At 63.7% G+C, this 17,626-nt stretch carries 12 protein-coding genes; 4 read left to right on the forward strand and 8 right to left on the reverse strand.

Annotated features, from left to right (window positions below; all coding sequences use genetic code 11):
• Positions 1 to 1,222: 1,222 nt before the first annotated feature.
• From PQR67_RS14080 to PQR67_RS14095, 4 genes are all read left to right on the forward strand, one after another.
• Entirely contained in the window at positions 1,223 to 2,659 is a 1,437-nt protein-coding gene (locus PQR67_RS14080; protein WP_408459833.1) for a sigma 54-interacting transcriptional regulator, read from the forward strand.
• Between the two features lie 194 nt (positions 2,660 to 2,853).
• Positions 2,854 to 4,581 carry an MFS transporter gene (locus PQR67_RS14085; RefSeq protein WP_408459836.1) on the forward strand — a complete coding sequence of 576 codons (1,728 nt, stop codon included), beginning with the start codon at positions 2,854 to 2,856 and terminating at the stop codon, positions 4,579 to 4,581.
• A gap of 118 nt (positions 4,582 to 4,699) precedes the next feature.
• Entirely contained in the window at positions 4,700 to 5,050 is a 351-nt protein-coding gene (locus PQR67_RS14090; protein WP_408459839.1) for an NIPSNAP family protein, read from the forward strand.
• 276 nt (positions 5,051 to 5,326) lie between these two features.
• On the forward strand, positions 5,327 to 7,978 hold the full coding sequence (locus PQR67_RS14095; RefSeq protein WP_408459842.1) for a mechanosensitive ion channel family protein: 2,652 nt from the start codon (positions 5,327 to 5,329) through the stop codon (positions 7,976 to 7,978).
• On the opposite strand, the gene PQR67_RS14100 is transcribed toward PQR67_RS14095, so the two are convergent.
• The 8 genes from PQR67_RS14100 to PQR67_RS14135 all read right to left on the reverse strand — a co-directional run bounded on the left by PQR67_RS14100 (position 7,917) and on the right by PQR67_RS14135 (position 17,317).
• On the reverse strand, positions 7,917 to 8,768 hold the full coding sequence (locus PQR67_RS14100; RefSeq protein ID WP_408459845.1) for an alpha/beta fold hydrolase: 852 nt from the start codon (positions 8,766 to 8,768) through the stop codon (positions 7,917 to 7,919). The two genes, PQR67_RS14095 and PQR67_RS14100, sit on opposite strands and share 62 nt — an antisense overlap.
• 129 nt (positions 8,769 to 8,897) lie before the next feature.
• Positions 8,898 to 11,174 carry an ATP-dependent DNA helicase gene (locus PQR67_RS14105; RefSeq protein ID WP_408459848.1) on the reverse strand — a complete coding sequence of 759 codons (2,277 nt, stop codon included), beginning with the start codon at positions 11,172 to 11,174 and terminating at the stop codon, positions 8,898 to 8,900.
• The gene (locus PQR67_RS14110; RefSeq protein WP_408459851.1) at positions 11,171 to 13,006 is read right to left on the reverse strand and encodes a VRR-NUC domain-containing protein; all 1,836 of its coding nucleotides are present in this window, start codon (positions 13,004 to 13,006) and stop codon (positions 11,171 to 11,173) included. Before PQR67_RS14110 ends, PQR67_RS14105 begins: the two co-directional genes overlap by 4 nt.
• A 106-nt stretch (positions 13,007 to 13,112) precedes the next feature.
• Positions 13,113 to 14,069, reverse strand: a complete 957-nt coding sequence (locus PQR67_RS14115; protein WP_408459854.1) for a nucleotidyl transferase AbiEii/AbiGii toxin family protein — start codon at positions 14,067 to 14,069, stop codon at positions 13,113 to 13,115.
• The gene (locus PQR67_RS14120) at positions 14,032 to 14,457 is read right to left on the reverse strand and encodes a DUF6088 family protein (protein ID WP_408459856.1); all 426 of its coding nucleotides are present in this window, start codon (positions 14,455 to 14,457) and stop codon (positions 14,032 to 14,034) included. Before PQR67_RS14120 ends, PQR67_RS14115 begins: the two co-directional genes overlap by 38 nt.
• A 145-nt stretch (positions 14,458 to 14,602) precedes the next feature.
• Entirely contained in the window at positions 14,603 to 15,199 is a 597-nt protein-coding gene (locus tag PQR67_RS14125; protein WP_408459859.1) for a LutC/YkgG family protein, read from the reverse strand.
• Positions 15,186 to 16,577: a lactate utilization protein B gene (locus PQR67_RS14130; protein ID WP_408459862.1), complete on the reverse strand. Its 1,392-nt coding sequence runs from the start codon at positions 16,575 to 16,577 to the stop codon at positions 15,186 to 15,188. Before PQR67_RS14130 ends, PQR67_RS14125 begins: the two co-directional genes overlap by 14 nt.
• Positions 16,574 to 17,317, reverse strand: a complete 744-nt coding sequence (locus PQR67_RS14135) for a (Fe-S)-binding protein (protein WP_408459865.1) — start codon at positions 17,315 to 17,317, stop codon at positions 16,574 to 16,576. The genes PQR67_RS14130 and PQR67_RS14135 overlap by 4 nt, the downstream gene beginning before the upstream one ends.
• Between the last annotated feature and the right edge of the window lie 309 nt (positions 17,318 to 17,626).

Genomic DNA, 17,626 nt, shown 5'->3' on the forward strand with positions numbered 1-17,626 from the left:
CCCCCCCCCCCCCCCCCGCCCCCCCCCCCCCCCCCCCCCCCCCCCCCCCGGCGCCCGGTTCACCTCGTAGCGTGCGCCTCTCTATGGAGACTCAAGCCATCCCTCCCCGCTTCTTCGCGCCGGCCGGTGCCGACCGTGCGCTGCCCCTTCCCTGTTCTGTGCGTCGCGCGCTCGCGATTTTCTGTCCGAACGCGGTATCTGTCGTTATGACGATCAACTTCGGCCCGCAACTTCAAATCCATCCAACTGGACGGAGAAAGTGGCGAGGTCAATGCTTCACGTCGTCCGGTGACGAATGACCGCTACTTCGTAACGCTCATTCGCCCCGCCTTTTTTGACATCCGTTTTTCAGTGGCCCCGCCGCCCCCTCGCAAGACACATTGGCTTCCCCGGCCGCGCTTGCGAAGACAATCTTTGCCGCCGGACCCCCGGCTGCTGCTACCCCGTACACCGGGAGCCAGGCGGCAAACCATCTTCTTGTGAGTCTCCTATTGCAATGGCTGTGCCAGGCAGCCTCAATCCCTTGCTGCATCACGAAGTTTGCTGCAACGCACATTGCCGTACCGTGCCTCGCGTCACACGTTGATTCGGATTTGAGACGCGATGGATCGACCCTCTGACGCGCGGCGGAACGATCTACCTGATTGCATGACGGAAAGCCCGCGTCGCCGGCCCAGCGCAGCCGCGTTTTGCGGCGTGGCCCGGTCAAATATGCCGATGCTTCGGGGCACGAAATGCCTTTTTCAGCAGGTGCCCGGAATGTCGCAAGCTTGAGACGCGGTAATTCGCGGTAATTCGGCGATGCGCTATCCGTTGCATGATTAACGTCATGCGATTTACAACGTTGTGTGGTATTGCGCGCATAGCCGGGGTTGACCTGCTATTTTTGAACGGCAAGCTGACACGTCGCAACGGGAAAAACATTTCCGACTCCAGATTTGTTTGTATGGCGCTCTAAAGCGCTTTCGCTTATCTTTAGGCCATGCGCCACGTAGAGCGCCTGTGTCAGGCCACCGAGATAGAAAACAGCTTTGGTGATTCGGGGATGAAATAGCCAGGCAGTTTCAGCATTGAACACTAATCTGCTGCCGGTTCGATGTGCAGTACCTCGCGGCTCACGCCGCTTCATGCCCCCGTCATTGCCGCTACCGTGAATTTGTCATTGCCGGTCTGTCCAATTCGTCGAAAGCCGTTCTGAGAGAAGCAACGATCCGGGGGTTATATGAATACGACTAGCATGCCTGTCGACACCGAGCGCACCGTTCTATACGTGTCGAACTCGCCCGATCAGGACCTCGTCCGCTTCCTGGGCGCATCGGGCTGGCAAGCGGTGCACGCCAAAAGCACGGCGCTCGCTGAGCGCATGCTCGAGCGCGGCAACATCAAGGTCGGCCTCGTCGAATTGCCAGCCGACTGCACGTCCCAATATTTGTCCGCGCTGGCCTCCTGCATGCGGCGCGTCGAAACCAACTGGGTCGCGCAGATCGCACCGGGCCAGTCGGACAACGAACTGGTCAGCCGCTTCATCCTCGACTATTGCTTCGATTTCATTACCCGGCCCTGGCTGAACGAGCGGCTCGTCTTCGCACTCGGCCACGCGCATGGGCTGTCGAGCCTGCGGCACGCGCCAGTCGTACCGGAGCCCTCGCTCGGCCGGCACGGCATGGTTGGGCAATGCGAGGCGATGCAGCAGTTATACCGGCGCGTCGACAAATGCGGCGTGACCGATGCGCCTGTGTTCGTCGCCGGCGAATCCGGCACCGGCAAGGAATTGACCGCGCGTGCGATTCATGAGCGCTCGCCGCGCGCCGGCCGGGCGTTCGTCGCGATCAATTGCGCGGCAATTCCACCAAGCCTGCTGCAAGCCGAGTTGTTCGGCCACGAGCGCGGCGCCTTTACGGGCGCGTTGCAACGCAAGATCGGCCGGATCGAAAGCGCCAATGAAGGCACCCTGTTTCTCGATGAAATCGGCGACATGCCGCACGAGTGCCAGGCGGTGCTGCTGCGTTTCCTGCAGGAAGGCACGATTGAACGGCTGGGCGGCAATGGCCCGATCAAGGTCGACGTGCGGGTGATTTCGGCGACCCACGTCGATCTCGACCGCGCCGTCGAAGACGGCCGTTTCCGCTCCGACCTGTATCACCGCCTGTGCGTGCTGCGGCTCGTCGAGCCGCCGTTGCGCGAGCGCGGCGGCGATATCAAGCTGCTCGCGAACTACGCGCTCAGCATGTACCGGCAGGATGGCGCGCGCAAATTGCGCGGGCTGTCGAGCGACGCAATCGTCGCCATGTCGAATTATCCGTGGCCGGGCAACGTGCGCGAGCTGATCAACTGCGTGCGCCGCGCCGTGGTGATGAGCGAGGGGCGCTTTATCACCGCCAGCGACCTTGGCTTGCCGGAATCCGACAACGGACCGGCCGTGACGCTCGCGGAGATCCGCAGCAAGGCCGAAAAGGACGCCATCGAGCACGCGTTGCAGCGGCATGGCTATAAATTGTCCGAGGCCGCGGCCGAACTCGGTATTTCACGCGCCACGCTGTATCGGCTGATGCATGCGAACCGGCTGCATCAGGAACCGGCGGCCGGGCGCGCGCCGAATGCCAACGGCGGCCCGGATGCCGACGAGGAGGCGGAGCGGCAGGCGCAGTCGCTGGTTTGATCTCGCCAGCCATCTGAGCGGACGAACTTCCGCAAGATTGCCGCGGCGGTTGCTGCGGTTGTGCCGGTTGCCATGTGACGGTTGCGGCGGTTGCGACGATTCCTGTAGCCCAGCGCCACCCGGCGTTACAACCGCCTATCGGATTGCGCCTGGCGTTGCTATGCTGAAAGCCGTTCATCCACCCGGGAGTGGACTTGGCCGATCAGCACGCTCCGGCGCTTGCGCGCCACCCCTCCGCCCTCCCGGCCCAGGCGAGTCCGTGCGACACGCTTGTCATCCACGCTCAGCCCCCAGGCCTCGGTCCGCCGTGCCGGCGCAAAAAACTCGCGCTTGCCGCGACGATCCTCGGCTCGAGCATGGCGTTCATCGACGGCTCCGTGGTCAACGTCGCGCTGCCGTCGATCCAGACCGAACTGGGCGCGAGCGTCGCGGCAATCCAGTGGGTGGTCAATGCGTATCTGCTGTTTCTCGGCGCACTGGTGCTGGTGGGCGGCACGCTCGGCGACACGCTCGGCCGCCGCACCGTGTTCATCGCGGGAATCGGCTTGTTCACGCTGGCCTCGATCGGCTGCGGCCTGGCGCCTGGCGCGGGCGCCCTGATCGCGGCGCGCGCCGTGCAAGGCATCGGCGCGGCGCTGCTGGTGCCGAGCAGTCTCGCCATCATCGGCGCGGTGTTCGACGACAAGGAGCGTGGCCAGGCAATCGGCACCTGGGCCGGCGTCGGCGCGATTACGTCAGCGCTCGGCCCGGTGGCGGGCGGCTGGCTCGTCGATGCGTTTTCGTGGCGGGCGATTTTCTTTCTGAACGTACCGGTTGCGTGCGCAACCATCGCGCTGGCGGTCATCGCGGTGCCGGATAGCCGGCAGCAAGACGATCCGTCCGCCCCTTCCCCCGTGCTCGACGGCCACGCGCGGCTCAGGCTCGACTGGCCAGGCGCCGTCACGGCCACCGCGGGACTCGCCGCGCTGACCTACGGCCTGACGCTCGCCTCGACGCGCGGCTTCGGCGAGCGCTGGGTGCTGGCGTTGATCCTCGCGGGCCTGCTCGTGCTGAGCGGCTTCGTCGCGCTCGAAGCGAAGTCCCGCAATCCGATGATGCCGCTCGACGTGTTCCGTTCACGCGACTTCGTCGGCGCGAACCTCGTCACGCTGCTGCTCTACTTTGGCCTGGGCGGCGCGCTGTTCTTCCTGCCGTTCACGCTGATCCGCGCATACGGTTACAGCGCGACCGAAGCAGGCGCCGCGCTGCTGCCGGTGCCGGTCACGATCGGCCTGCTGTCGCGCTTCACCGGCGGCCTGACGAGCCGCTATGGGGCCCGGGTCCTGCTGGGCATCGGGCCGACAGTCGCAGCGGTCGGCTTCGCGATGCTCGCGCTGCCCTGGGTACGTGGTGAATATTGGCGCGGCTTCTTTCCTGCTCTTGTGGTGCTCGGGCTCGGCATGACGATTACGGTCGCACCGCTGACCACCACCGTGATGACATCCGTATCCGCTGCACGTACCGGCGTCGCCTCGGGCATCAATAACGCCGTTGCCAGGGTGGCGAGTCTGCTGGCGATTGCAGTGCTCGGGATCGTGTATGTGTGGTCGCACGACGCGGCGCTCGACGCGCGGCTCAATGCGTTGAACGTGCCTCAAGCGGTGCGTCAGGCGGGCCACCTCGCGCAAACCGGCATGGAACACCCGGATACGGATGCGGGCGTCGCACCGTCCGGCGTGACGCAAAGCGCTTCGCATGCCGAAGTGACGCAGGCTCAGGCTCAGGCTCAGGCTCAGGCTCAGGCTCAGGCTCAGGCTCAGGCTCAGGCTCAGGCCGAGGCCTTGGGTGCTGCGCTGCGGGCGGTGGCGCTAGTGTCGGCGTTATGCGCGCTGGGCGGCGCAACGCTCGCGACTTTGACGATCCGCGCGCAGCGCGTGCCGTAGAAAACCCGCACTCTTTCATCGATAGTTCGGAAAATCGTGAAACGTCGCGGTCAACTCATCAGCATACTGATAGCCGGGTACCTCAAACCACCACAACGACCCGATCGGGAGCCTGCACATGACGATTACCTGCTTTATCCGCTATCAGATCGACCCATTCCAACGCGATGCCTTCAACGATTACGCTCGCAACTGGGGGCGCATCATTCCCCGTTGCGGCGGTCATCTGATCGGTTACTTTCTGCCCCACGAAGGGACCAACGACATCGCCTGGGGCTTGATTGCGTTCGATAGCCTCGCCGCCTACGAAACCTATCGGGCGAGGCTGCGAACCGATGCCGAAGCGCGCGAAAATTTCCAGTTCGCGCAGACGAAACGCTTCATTCTGCGCGAAGAGCGCACCTTCGCCGAGGTGGTCGAAGGCACGCTTGGGGTGGCGGCAATGGGCGCCGTGGACGCAACGGAGTAGGCGCCGCCGGGCCGGCGTGTCCGCGCGATCTATCCGGCCCGGCATCCGTGCGCTTTCACGCCACCGGGGTTTGGCGACGCCGTCTGACAGGCAAGCTTTTTGCTACCTGACGTTACAATTCAAACTGGCTAGCCGAACCCTCGCGTGACGACCGAAAGCTGCCTCGGGCGGAACTTGTACGGCCAAACCCGTGTCGGTTCAAGGTCACGCCACCGACCGCACGACGCGACACGTTCCGGCTCCACCGCCCGCACCCGGTACCCCGCCTTACACCCTATGCGCAAAATACTCCACGCCTGGTTCCTCTTTTTTCTCCTCCTGAGCGCCGCGCCGGTCTTTGCCGCCGCGGCGCAACCCGCCGCCGCCCCCGCGGCATCCGGCGCCGCGCTCACTCTGACGCCCGAACAGGCTCGCCAGGCGCTCAGCGTCCTGAACGACCCCACCCGCCGCGCGCAAGTCAGCGACACACTCCAGGCAATCGCCGCAGCGGGCGCACTCAGCGCACCGCCCGCCTCGGCGGCTGCGGCGGCTTCAGCCCCCAAAGCAGCAAGCGGTGCCGCCGCGATCGTGCCAGCTGCATTCCAGTCCAACGGCCTCGCCTCGCAACTGGCGCGTCAGGGTGCGCATTGGGCCGTGCACCTCGGCATGTCATTGCGCAGTTCGATCGGCGCGCTGCTCGACGTCGCGTCGGTGCGTGCCTGGTGGAATTGGCAATCGACCAATCCGCAAGCGCGCAGCCTGCTGGCTCATGTCGTCGGGTCGCTGCTGGCGGCGCTGCTGCCCGCGCTCGGACTCGAATGGCTCGCGCGCCGCGTGTTGCGCCGCGCGTACACGGCCCTCGCCGCGCGTCGCGAACAGGGCAATGACAACGCTGCGCCGCAAGCCGATCTGCCCGTCGACGTCCTGCCGCAACCGGCCGATGCGCCGAACGCCGCACCGCCGCTGCCCGTTTCTCCCGATGCAACGGCACAGGCGGCGAAGCCCGGCGCATCCACCACGGCGCCCACGGCCGCCACCGGTACAGCCGCTGAAACCAAAGGCAAGCAGAACGCCGTGCATCACTGGACGCTCCTGCAGCGTCTGCCGCGCGCGCTGCTGACCGTCGTGCTGCGCCTGCTGCCGCTGGCGGTGTTCGTCGCCGCGGCAAGCGCGCTGATGTCGATTTTCACCGACGACGGCACGCCGCAAGACCGCGCGCTCGATTCGCTGATCGACATCTATGTGCTGTGCCGCCTGATCGTCATCGGCAGCGGCTTCTTCCTGCAGCACTCGGCGCCGCGCCTGCGTCTCTTACGCATGAGCGATGCATGGGCCGTTTTCGTGCAGCGCTGGATTGTGCGGATCGTCACCGTAGTCGGTGCGGGCTCGGCGATCGCGGAGGTCGCGCAATCGCTCGGCCTGAACGACGCGGCGCATCTCGCGCTGATGAAAGTGGTCGCGCTCGCCGGCCACATCATGCTCTCGGTCCTGATCCTGCAATGCGCGAAGCCGGTCGGCGAATTGATCCGCAAGCGCTTCGCCGCGGGCAAGTCGCTGGAGATGTTCGGCAATGCGCTCGCCGACGCGTGGGCATGGTTCGCGGCGTTCATCGTGATGGCGCTCTGGTTCATCTGGGCGCTCGACGTGCGGAACGGCTATCACACCCTGCTGCATCTCGGCGGCTTTACGCTGGCAATCCTGGTGGGCGCGCGGGTCATCGCAATCGTGATTTTCGGCGCGATGGCGCGCCTCTTCAATGTACAGGGTGACGCGACGGCGTCGCTCGTACAGCAGCACGCCTACCGCTATTACCCGCTACTGCGGCGGGTCGTTTCGTGGATCATCGGCATCGTGACCGCACTCGCGCTGCTGCAGGTTTGGGGCGTCAACGTGAGCGAAGTGTTCCGGGCCGGCTCGATCGGTCACCGTCTGGCTTCTGCGCTGGTCACGATCGGTGTCGCCGCCGCGATCGCGCTGCTGGTGTGGGAAGCGGTCAACGTAGCGATCGAAAAGCGACTCGACCGCTGGACCACCAGCGGCGACCTGGTGCGCGCCGCACGTCTGCGCACACTCCTGCCGATGCTGCGCAGCGCGCTCTTCTGCCTGATCGCGCTGGTGGTCGTACTCACCGGCTTGAGCGAACTCGGCGTGAACATCGGGCCGCTGCTGGCGGGCGCGAGTATCTTCGGCGTGGCGCTCGGCTTCGGCTCGCAAAAACTGGTGCAGGATTTCATCACCGGCATGTTCCTGTTGATGGAAAACGCCATGCAGGTCGGCGACTGGGTCACGCTCGCGGGCGTGTCCGGCACGGTCGAATATCTGTCGATCCGCACCGTGCGGCTGCGCGGCAGCGACGGTTCGCTGTACACCGTGCCGTTCAGTTCGGTCACCACGGTGAACAACACCAATCGCGGGCTCGGCAATGCGGCGGTGAAGGTGAATATCGTGTTCGGCGAGGACGTCGACCTGGCGATCGACACGCTGAAGGAAATCGGCGCCGCGCTGCGCGAGGATGAGAAGTACAAGGACGGCATCCTGTCCGACTTCAGCTTCTGGGGCGTGGACGGGGTAGATGGCTCGGCGGTGACGCTGGCCGGCCAGATCCAGTGCCGCGACAGCGCGCGCTGGGGCGTGCAGCGCGAATTCAACCGGCGCATTCTCGATCAGTTCAGCGCGCGCGGCATCGCCATCGCGAATCCGCAACGGCATTTGCTGACGTGGGACCCGGAAAGCGCACCGGCCACAGTCGAATCGACCGGCGGACCCAATGACGCCGGAAACGATCCAGCGAAGGCCGCAACGCCTTCAACGCCAACCGCCGACGCTGCGCAAAAAGCGGCCGCCGGGAAACCCGACGCGCCGCCTGAAGATCAACCGCCCGCCGACCCTAAGCCGGCCGGTGGCCCAGGAACGCCAGCAAATCCTGGTTCAACTTCTCCGCATGCGTGAAGTAGAGACCGTGGCCGGCGCCTTCGTAGACGCGCAGTGAAGCGCCTTCGATCAGCGCAGCCGTGGGCCGGCCGGTCAGTTCGAGCGGCGCCGAAGCGTCGCGGTCGCCATGCACGACCAGCGACGGCACCTGCACTCGGGCCAGTTCCGCGCGGAAATCGGTGACGGTCTGGAGCTGGGCGAGTTCGAGCATGGCCTGATGCGAGGTTTGCAGCATCATGCCGATCGTCCAGTCGAGCGGCGCGCGCGACACGCCCGGGCCAAAGTAAGGCGCGGCGTTGGCCTCGATCCAGTCGGGGAAAGAACGGCTCAGCGCGAGCCGGCCTTGTTCGAACAGGGCGGCGTCGATCCCGTTCGGGTTGTCCTCGGTTTTCAGCAGATACGGCGTAGCGGCGGGCGCGATGAACGCAACCCGGGCCACGCGCTGCGACCCATGCCGCGTCAGGTAGCGCACCGCTTCGCCGCTTGCGATCGAATGCCCGACCAATGTCACGTTGCTTAGATCGAGCGTACTCAGCACGCTGTCGAGATCATCCGCGAGCGTATCGAAGTCGTAGCCGCGCCCCGGATCGCTCGAACGGCCGTGGCCGCGCCGGTCATACGCGATGCAACGGTAACCTAGCCGCGACAGCGGTTCCATCTGATAGGCCCACATGTCGGAATTCAGCGTCCAGCCGGACAGGAACACGATCGGCGCGCCGTGTCCCCAGTCGCGGTAGAAAAGACGCGTGTGGTCGGCGGTGCGGATGGTGTTGGGGGTGTCGGTGAGATACGGTGCGGTCGCGTTCATGAGAGCCTCTTTACCTTGGGTTGCCGGGGTTGGAATCGTTGTGCCGTGCCGCCACTTTGCCAGGCGGCGGTAGGCAGGTCGATTACCCGGGAGGTAAAGAGATCGGCTTGTGGCCCGCCGGCTAGCGGCCTATTGCACCAGCCACCAGCGCGGCAACAGCCGGCGCACTTCCGCCCGCCGGTAGCGGTCGTCGATCAGATGCACCACGCCCCGGTCCTGCTCCGTGCGAATGACCCGGCCCGCGGCCTGCACTACCTTTTGCAAACCCGGATACAGATACATGTAGTCGTAGCCGTTGCCGAACTTCGCGTCCATCGTGCGGCGCATCTGCTCGTTGACGTCGTTGATCTGCGGCAGGCCGAGCGTCGCGATGAAGGCGCCGATCAGTTGCTGACCGACCAGATCGACCCCCTCGGAAAACGCCCCGCCCAGTACCGCGAAGCCGACGCCCTGACCCATGGTGCGAAAGCGAGCGAGGAACGCGTCGCGCGCCGCCTCGTCCATGCCCGGCTCCTGGGTCCATACCGGCAGTTCCGGATGGCGCTCGCGCATCAAGCCCACCACCTGCTGCAGATACTCGAAGCTGCTCAGGAACCCGAGATAGTTGCCCGGCTGCGCCGCGTACTGCTTCGCGATCAGCTCGACGATGGGCAGGAGCGAACGTTCGCGGTCACGCCAGCGCGTGGAGACATGGCCCGCCACGCGCACCTGCAACTGCTCGGCGCGAAACGGCCCTTCGACGTCGAGCCAGTTCGTCTGCTCGGGCAAACCCAGCGTGTCGCGATAGAAATGATGCGGATTGAGCGTGCCGGAGAACATCACCGTGGTGCGCGCGACGGCGTAGCGCCCGGCGAGGAACGGTGCCGGGATCACGTTGCGCACACATAGCGTGGCGTTCGACTTGTCGCGCGGCGCGTAGCGATCCGCGCTGAGCGTGATGTCGAAAATCGAATGCTCGCCGAACTGCTCGGCCAGCGCGACGAAATGCATGGCGTCGAAGAAAAACCGCAACGACGCTTCGTCGATTGAAAGCGGTGCGTCGGCCAATTGATCCGTCACCGCGCCGATCAGGTTCTGGGCGGCCGAAAGCAACTGACCGGGTACGTCGGCGTAGACCTGATAGGTGTCGGTCTGCGCGCGCTTGACGGCATTCCACGCGCGCTGCAGCCGTTCAAGCGGTTTCTTCAACGTCGCGGGCGCGGTTTTGCGCGCGAGCCGGAACGCCGCCTGATCGAGCGACGCGCTGTACATGCGCCGTGCCCGGTCGAGCAGATTGTGCGCCTCGTCGACCAGCACGCCGACGCGCCACTGATTGATCTGCGTGAGCGCATACAGCATCGCGCTGCTGTCGTAGTAGTAGTTGTAGTCGCCGACCACCACGTCGGACCAGCGTGCGAGTTCCTGCGCCAGATAGTACGGGCAGACCTCATGCTTGAGCGCCGCTTCGCGCACGGATGCCCGGTCGAGCCTCGGGCCGGCCAACGCCGCGCTGCGCGCCGCGTCGAGCCGGTCATAGAAACCCTGCGCGAGCGGACAGGACTCACCGTTGCAGGCCTTGTCGGGATGCTCGCAGGCCTTGTCGCGCGCGACCAGTTCCAGCGTTCTGAGCGGCAAGCGCGCAAGGGGCGGCGTGGCGCCTTGATGGAGCGTTTCGATCGCGTCGAGGGCAAGCGCGCGGCCCGGCGTCTTCGCGGTGAGGAAGAATACGCGGTCGATCTGGTCCGACGCGCACGCCTTGAGCAGTGGAAAAATCGTTGCCAGCGTCTTGCCGATACCGGTGGGCGCTTGCGCCATCAACGGCTTGCCGTCACGCGCGGCGCGATACACCGACACCGCCAGTTCGCGCTGCCCGCTGCGAAATTCGCCATGCGGAAACTGCAAGGCGCCGAGCGCGGCATTGCGCGCGGCGCGATGGGCCTCTTCCTGCACGGCCCAATCGAGAAAGCACTCGCATTGCTCGACGAAGAAAATCTCCAGCTCACGCGCGGTGTGCGTTTCGGTCAGCGACGTTTCCTTCTGACTGCCGATATCGAAGTACACCAGCGCGACCGTCAATTCGGCGAGCCCGCGAGCGCGGCATAGCAGATGGCCGTACACCCGCGCCTGCGCCCAATGCAGCGCGCGGTGATTGGCGGGCATCCGTTCGAGCGCGCCACGGTGGGTCTTGACCTCTTCCAGCCGGTTCGACACCCGATCGTAGCCGTCGGCGCGGCCACGCACGGTCAAGCCACGATGCGTGCCGCTCAGCGTGATCTCGGTTTCGTAACCGCCCGCACGCCGCCCGGCGACTGTCACGTGGCCCGCCATGCCTTCCAGCGAAGTGGGCGCGGGCGTGAAGCGCAGATCCAGATCGCCGCGCCTCGCGGTGAACTCGCACATCGCCCGCACGGCGACCACGTAGGTCATGTGCCGGCCTCTTTGGTGGTCACCGCAGCGATTTCTGCAATGGTCTCTATGGGACTCGCCGCCGCATCTTCCAGCGCGCCGTCAGAACCGGCGGCGTCTTCATCGGCCCATCGCACGTCGAGTACGCGCACTGGCATGCCGTGCTGCGCGCAGTATGCGAGCCAACGGATCTGGTTGTCCTGCAGGCGGTCGCCGGGGCCCTTTACTTCGATCAACTCATAACGGCGCTCAGCCGGCCAGAAACGAATCAGGTCCGGCAGACCTGAGCGGTTGCCACGGATGTCACGCAGCAGACGCTCGAACCAGAGCTTCAGATGCGCGGCTGGCAGGCAATCGAGCGCCAACTCGACGAGTTCCGGCGTCAATACGCCCCAGAATACAAACGGCGATTGCAGACCCGCCTTGCTTTGCAAATGCCGCAGAATCGTCTCGCGATAGGCGCTGCTGTCGAGTTGCGCGAGACATGCGGTGAATTGTTCCACGCGGCGCGCATGAAAATCCGGCGCATGCAGATCGGCCGGTCCGCGCTGGAACGGATGGAAAAAAGCGCCGGGCAGCGCCGCGAACACCGGCTCCCAGCACAACAAACCGAACAGCGAATTGATCAGCGCGTTTTCGACGTAATGAACCGGCGCCGACTCGCAAGTCAAATGATCTCGGGCGACATATTCGACCGGTTGCGGCGCTTCGGGCTTCGTCAGCACCAGCGTGCTGCGCTCGACGGGCCGTGCCGCAGGCACACGCGCGACCCGCTCGCCGCGCTTGCGCTGCAAACGCGGCAGCATGCGCGCGACGCGTTGCGCTTCCTCTTCGCTTTCCGGCCTGGTCGCGGCTTGCGAAGCGAGGGCGAAGGCTTCGTCGAATCGTTCGCAGCGCTCCAGCACACGCACGCGCCGATGGCGCGCGCCGGGCCACGCGCAACGCTCATAGACGGCCAGTGCAGCAGGCCAGTTCCATTGACGCTCGCAATGCTGGCCGACACGAAACAGCAGTTTCGCGCGACGCGTCTCGAGCCAGGGGTTCGAGATTTCGATCGCGGCAATCACGGCGACGAGCTCGTCGATCGCCCCGGTTTCGGAATCGCCCGTGGGCAGCCAGTCGAGTGCTTCACGGCAAGCATGCAACGCCAGGTACACGTCCACGTCCGCGCGTTGCTGGAATGCGCGCGACGACGGCGCGAATGCCACCTTCTCGTACTGGAACACGCCGAGATCGGCCAGCACAAACTCCGACCAGTCCTGCTGCAGATTGCCGAAGAACATCAGGCGCAGACGCTCGCAGAGCGGCGCGATGGCGACGTGGAAAACACGGTCGGTGGTCTGGCTGTGCCACGTGGACAATGGATGCGCGGTGGCGCTTCGTTCCGCGGCTTCGGCTTCGGCTTCGTTTTCTCTTTCGTAAAACAACGGCCGCAGCGTTTCCAGCAGATCGGGTTTGCGCAAGCCCTTCGCGCCCGGAATCAACGCGATGGCGTCCGCAAAGATCAGCACTAACTCGGGACGGGTGGTGAGCGCGAACAGATCGTCGAGCGTCAGGTCCGGTTCGGTATCGACCCAGCCGAGCGCGGCAAGAGGCGCAACGGCTTGCAACGGGCAACCGATCTCGTCATAAGAAAGGCGGCTGGCGCGGAACAGCGCGCCCTTGCGCATCAGCATGCGAACCAGCAACGCACGCGAGGCTTGCGGCAAAGCAGCGAAATCGCGCAGAAAGCCGTGTTCGTGCGCATCCAGCAGATCGTCGTAACGCTCGGCGAGCCATGCCAGCGCACGCTCGAAGTTCAGCAGGTAGTAAGGGGTATCAGCGCGGAGGTCTGACGGAGCATCTATCGCCACGGGGCTTTTTCACGAAACCTGTATGTTTATACAGTGATGATAGCAAAATCCGTGGCAGGACCGCCCGGCAAACGCTTTGTTGGGAGTGGCGCAAGGCCGGCGGCGATCAAAGCGTCGCCAGAAGCTTCAAAGCTGTCGACTTGAATACTGAGAACGCCTCCCCGAAGGTCGGCCTCGTCACGCCATAAACAAGCGGCAGCAGCACCCGCTCATACTCACGTTTCGTCTGCTCTTCTGTTTCCGCGATTGCCAGGGCCGCCGTCATGGATTGCTTCGGATCCTCGACAAACGCTGTGTGATGATGAAACTCCGCGCGATCGTATTCAACGCAGTCTTTGAAGTGAGCCGCCGCTCGATCGACGAATGCCGCGTTCGAACCAACAATGCAGTAGGTGTCGTAAATGTGACGCACCAGTGCCTGATCCCACTTTTCCCGCACGCCCGCACGGTGTTCCGCGTGACGGCGCAAAAACGATAGAACCTTTTCGGCGAGCGTTTCTTCGACGGCAACGCACGGCATACCGACCGGCGCCCCTGCGCGATTCGCCAGACGGTCGATCAGGTACCCGATGGGTTTTTGCGCGACAGCGAAGCTCGGCGTGCGCACTGTAAATTCGAGACTTAAATGAGGCCGCAAGCTGGTGTGAGCGGTATAGCGCGTTTTGTAACGCCAACCCGACGCAAAGTAACGGTTCGCGTTGAGCGCCCGCTGTTCCTCTTCAATGATCTGAAAGCCCAATGCTTTCATCACGTCGATTGCAGCGTTTTTCAGCTTGCCAAGATGAGTCTTCATGCCGCTTTGCGTGAGGCCGTGATCGGCATTCAGCTCCACCTTCAGATCGACGTCCTCGGACATCCGTTCGATCAAACCATGTGCTTTGGACAGGCTCGTGCCGCCGCAAAATACGAACCGGATGTGCCGATGCTGAAGTTTCGCCAACGCGTGCAAGGCGTCAGTGACATGGATATCTTTCTCGAGGATGAAGGCAGAGAGGTTTCCGGCCAGCCCCTCCGCCGTGATCGAATCAATAAGCTCTTTCTGTTCTTCCGAGATTATTTTCATATTGAACAGTTTTGTTGCCGAAACCCAATTTCCGCACGATGCGACGATTGCCGGTATTGATCACGGTTCCGGCCGGCAATTGAGTTGTTTCACCCGCGTTGTACAACGCGACTTGCTGGCTCGGGTAGACCTTGACGCCCATCCTGCCCAGGGCCTCCTCGGCCAGAACTTCAACTGGCTGGACAGGAATCGGCACGCCTGACAGGACACTGCGCTTAGCTTTTGCATACACGCCAACGCCAAGTTTGACGATGACGCCACTCTCCAGCAACTTGCGAAGCGCCCGCCCGACCTGGGCTTCACTACCAAGACGAGCGAGTTCGGTCCGCAAGAAGACGTCGGACGCCCGCTTGGCAATCGCTATCCTCAGCCGATCTTCAAGGACCATAACAAACTCCGCTCATCAAGTTGATCTTAATCAAGCAATAACTCAATGATTAAAATAATAAAATTCAAACAAATATCGATCTCCGGGTTAGTTTAACACACCCGAAGAAGAACCTGCATCGCCCCCCCTGGGACCATGACATGCACTAGCTTCCTTGCCGCCCCGCCACCCACACCACCGTCAGCGACCTCACCCCCTGCGCGCCGCGAATCAGCACACCTTCGATATCCGCCGTGGCCGAAGGGCCGGTGACCAGCGCCGCAAAGCGCGCCTCGCGGAAGTCGTCGCGACGGTACACGTCCTGCAAGCCGTCGAGCAACTGCGCCGGATCGAGCAGCACCACCAGATGCTGCACGATGTACCCCAGCGCGTTGACCCCATACTCACGCTCGCTGAACCACACCGAACCGGTTTCAGCAACACCGAAGCGCGCCCGCACCACGCCCACCTCGATATCCTGTAACGAAGCCGGTTCAGTTTCGGCCGTGATTTCACGCGTGCCGGGCACTTCGGGCGTAGCCGAGGCCACCGACGCGGCGGCGCCGAACCGCTCACGGATCAGCGCAAGCACGTCACCCGCAGCCGACCCGTCGACGCAAGTCCCACCCATTGCCTGCAATGCGGTCGTGAAGCGCGCCCGCACATCCCCACCCACCGAAGCGAACAACGGCACATCGGGCCGCGGACGCGCCGGTGGTTGCGCCTCGCGCACCTTCGCCAGAAAAGCGTCACGCGTTGCCATCGCCACCTCCACGATTTTTCTTGTACCAGGCGTGGAAGGTCAGCTTCGGCGCCTCCGGCAACTCGCGCTGCCGGCCCCAGATATTGAGCGGGTTATAGAGCACGAAATTCGGCAGCCGCCGCAGTGCGCCCCTCATCGACGACACCGTCGCCCGATACAGAGTGGGACTCGCGAGCAGGCGCCCCGCCATCTTCAGCACCTCCTGCTTCACGAACGGCACCTCGTGACGCTCGGCGATCACCGTGCGCCATTTGTAGATCTGCTCGTGAATATTGATCTTCACCGGGCACACATTCGTGCAACTGCCGTTGAGCGTCGACGCGAACGGCAACGCGCTATAGCGCTTCAGATCGAAAGTCGGATTGATGATCGCGCCAATCGGCCCCGAGTACGTGCCGCCATACGACAAGCCGCCACTGCGCCGATACACCGGGCAGGTATTCATACACGCGCCGCAGCGAATGCATTTGAGTGAATACCAGAAGTCCTCCATCGCGAGCCGCTCGGAGCAGCCATGATCGACGAGGATGAAATGCATCTCGGTACCCGGACGCGGCGCGCGAAAATGCGAGGTGTACTGCGTAATCGGCGAACCGAGCGCACTGCGCGACAACATGCGGATGAATACGCCGAGATCCGACACCTTCGGAATCAGCTTCTCGATTCCGATCGACGCGATATGCAACGGCGGCACATTCGCGGACAGGTCGGCATTGCCTTCGTTCGTACACACGACGACCGTGCCCGTCTCCGCCACCGCGAAATTGCAGCCCGTCATGCCGGCGGTTTTCTCGCGCACGAAATACGGCCGTGTATTCATCCGCTGGCTTTCGGCAAGGTAGTGAATATCGCTGTTGTCCGGATCGGTGCCGATGGTGCGTCCGAACAGTTCAGCCACGTCGGCACGCAATTTATGCACTGCGGGCACCACCATATGGCTCGGATCCTGATGATCGAGTTGCTGGATCCGCTCGCCAAGATCGGTTTCCATCACCGTGATGCCACGCGGTTCAAGATACTCGCGCATCTTGCATTCGTCGGTGAGCATCGACTTGCTTTTGACGAGCGTGGTCATGCCGCGCTCGGACATCAACTGATGGACCAGCGCATTGTGCTCCTCAGCCGTCGCGGCCCAATGCACCACGACGCCATTCGCCTCGGCCGCCGTGGCAAACTGTTCGAGATAGTCCGACAGATGCGACAGCGTGTGCTCCTTGATGCCCGACGCCAGTTCGCGCAGCGTCTCCCATTCCGGGATGCCATGCGCCTGCGCATCGCGCTTCTCACGCAAATCCCATAGACGCCTGTCGTGAAACGCGACGTGCTCCGTCTTCCTGATGAAAGCGCCCGCGGCTTTCGCGTGATCGACACGGCTCATGCGCGTGCTCCGTTGAGGACCTGCGCGATATGAATGAAGCGCGCGTCGGCTTTCATCCGTTCCGCGCAGCCTTGCTGGTGCATCAGGCACGACATGTCACCCGATACGATGTACTCGGCGCCCGCGCTGAGATGATCGCGGACCTTGTCCTGCCCCATGCGCACCGACACCGGTTCTTCGGTCACTGAAAACGTACCGCCGAAACCGCAGCATTCGTCGGGCCGCGACGGCTTGACGAATTCGATGCCTTTAACGCCTTCGAGCAAGGTGCGCGGTTTCGAGAACGGCGCCGCGGCAATCTCCGAGATTGACGCCTCCTTCAGATGACGCAACGCGCTGCAACTGTTATGCAGGCCGACGCGATGCGGAAATTCGGCCCACGGAAACTCGCGTGCGCCGAGCACGTCGTGCAGAAACTCGACGAGTTCGTACGCGTTGGCGCGAACCTTCCTCACCTCATCGGTTTGCCCGATCGCGGTCAAATGCTCGCGCACGTGATGAATGCAACTCGCAGACGGCCCGACAATGTAGTCATAGCCGGCGAAGTTGCGCGCAAATACGCGCTCTGCGCCGGCTGCCTCCGCTTGTGCGCCGCTGTTGGCCATCGGCTGGCCGCAGCAGGTTTGCTCCTGCGGATAGTCGACCTCGATGCCGAAGCGTTCGAGCAATTCGAGCGTGGCGATCCCCACCTCGGGATAGAACGCGTCGATAAAACACGGGATAAACAGGGCGACTTTCATAAGCTCATTGGAAAGAAAGGCGGCGGCCGGTGAGTCATCCACTCTACTGTGGGAATCACGGCAGCGCAGGTGTTTCCCGCCGACGCCATGCGCGTGACAGGTCAGCGTGTTCACTCACTGCGGCTGCTCATCACAACCACTCGTTACTACCACTCATTACTACCACTCATTACTACCACTCAGTCAGGCTGGTCATGTTGGTCAGACCACGAATTATATAAGGAAGACGCCGGACGGTGTCAACCGGAAATCGCTGATGGGACGGGCTGTGTGCGTCGCTACGTGGTAGCGCGGGTGTGCGATCCGACG

Origin of the sequence: Paraburkholderia fungorum (assembly GCF_046026025.1) — a bacterium.
In the GTDB taxonomy this organism is placed as follows: domain Bacteria; phylum Pseudomonadota; class Gammaproteobacteria; order Burkholderiales; family Burkholderiaceae; genus Paraburkholderia; species Paraburkholderia fungorum_E.

Excerpts from the sequence above, each read along its gene's own strand:
- PQR67_RS14080 (WP_408459833.1), top strand. The coding sequence starts at position 1,223 with ATGAATACGACTAGCATGCCTGTCGACACCGAGCGCACCGTTCTATAC.
- PQR67_RS14090 (WP_408459839.1), top strand. The coding sequence starts at position 4,700 with ATGACGATTACCTGCTTTATCCGCTATCAGATCGACCCATTCCAACGC.
- PQR67_RS14095 (WP_408459842.1), top strand. The coding sequence starts at position 5,327 with ATGCGCAAAATACTCCACGCCTGGTTCCTCTTTTTTCTCCTCCTGAGC.
- PQR67_RS14100 (WP_408459845.1), bottom strand. The coding sequence starts at position 8,768 with ATGAACGCGACCGCACCGTATCTCACCGACACCCCCAACACCATCCGC.
- PQR67_RS14105 (WP_408459848.1), bottom strand. The coding sequence starts at position 11,174 with ATGACCTACGTGGTCGCCGTGCGGGCGATGTGCGAGTTCACCGCGAGG.
- PQR67_RS14115 (WP_408459854.1), bottom strand. The coding sequence starts at position 14,069 with ATGAAAATAATCTCGGAAGAACAGAAAGAGCTTATTGATTCGATCACG.
- PQR67_RS14120 (WP_408459856.1), bottom strand. The coding sequence starts at position 14,457 with ATGGTCCTTGAAGATCGGCTGAGGATAGCGATTGCCAAGCGGGCGTCC.
- PQR67_RS14125 (WP_408459859.1), bottom strand. The coding sequence starts at position 15,199 with ATGGCAACGCGTGACGCTTTTCTGGCGAAGGTGCGCGAGGCGCAACCA.
- PQR67_RS14130 (WP_408459862.1), bottom strand. The coding sequence starts at position 16,577 with ATGAGCCGTGTCGATCACGCGAAAGCCGCGGGCGCTTTCATCAGGAAG.
- PQR67_RS14135 (WP_408459865.1), bottom strand. The coding sequence starts at position 17,317 with ATGAAAGTCGCCCTGTTTATCCCGTGTTTTATCGACGCGTTCTATCCC.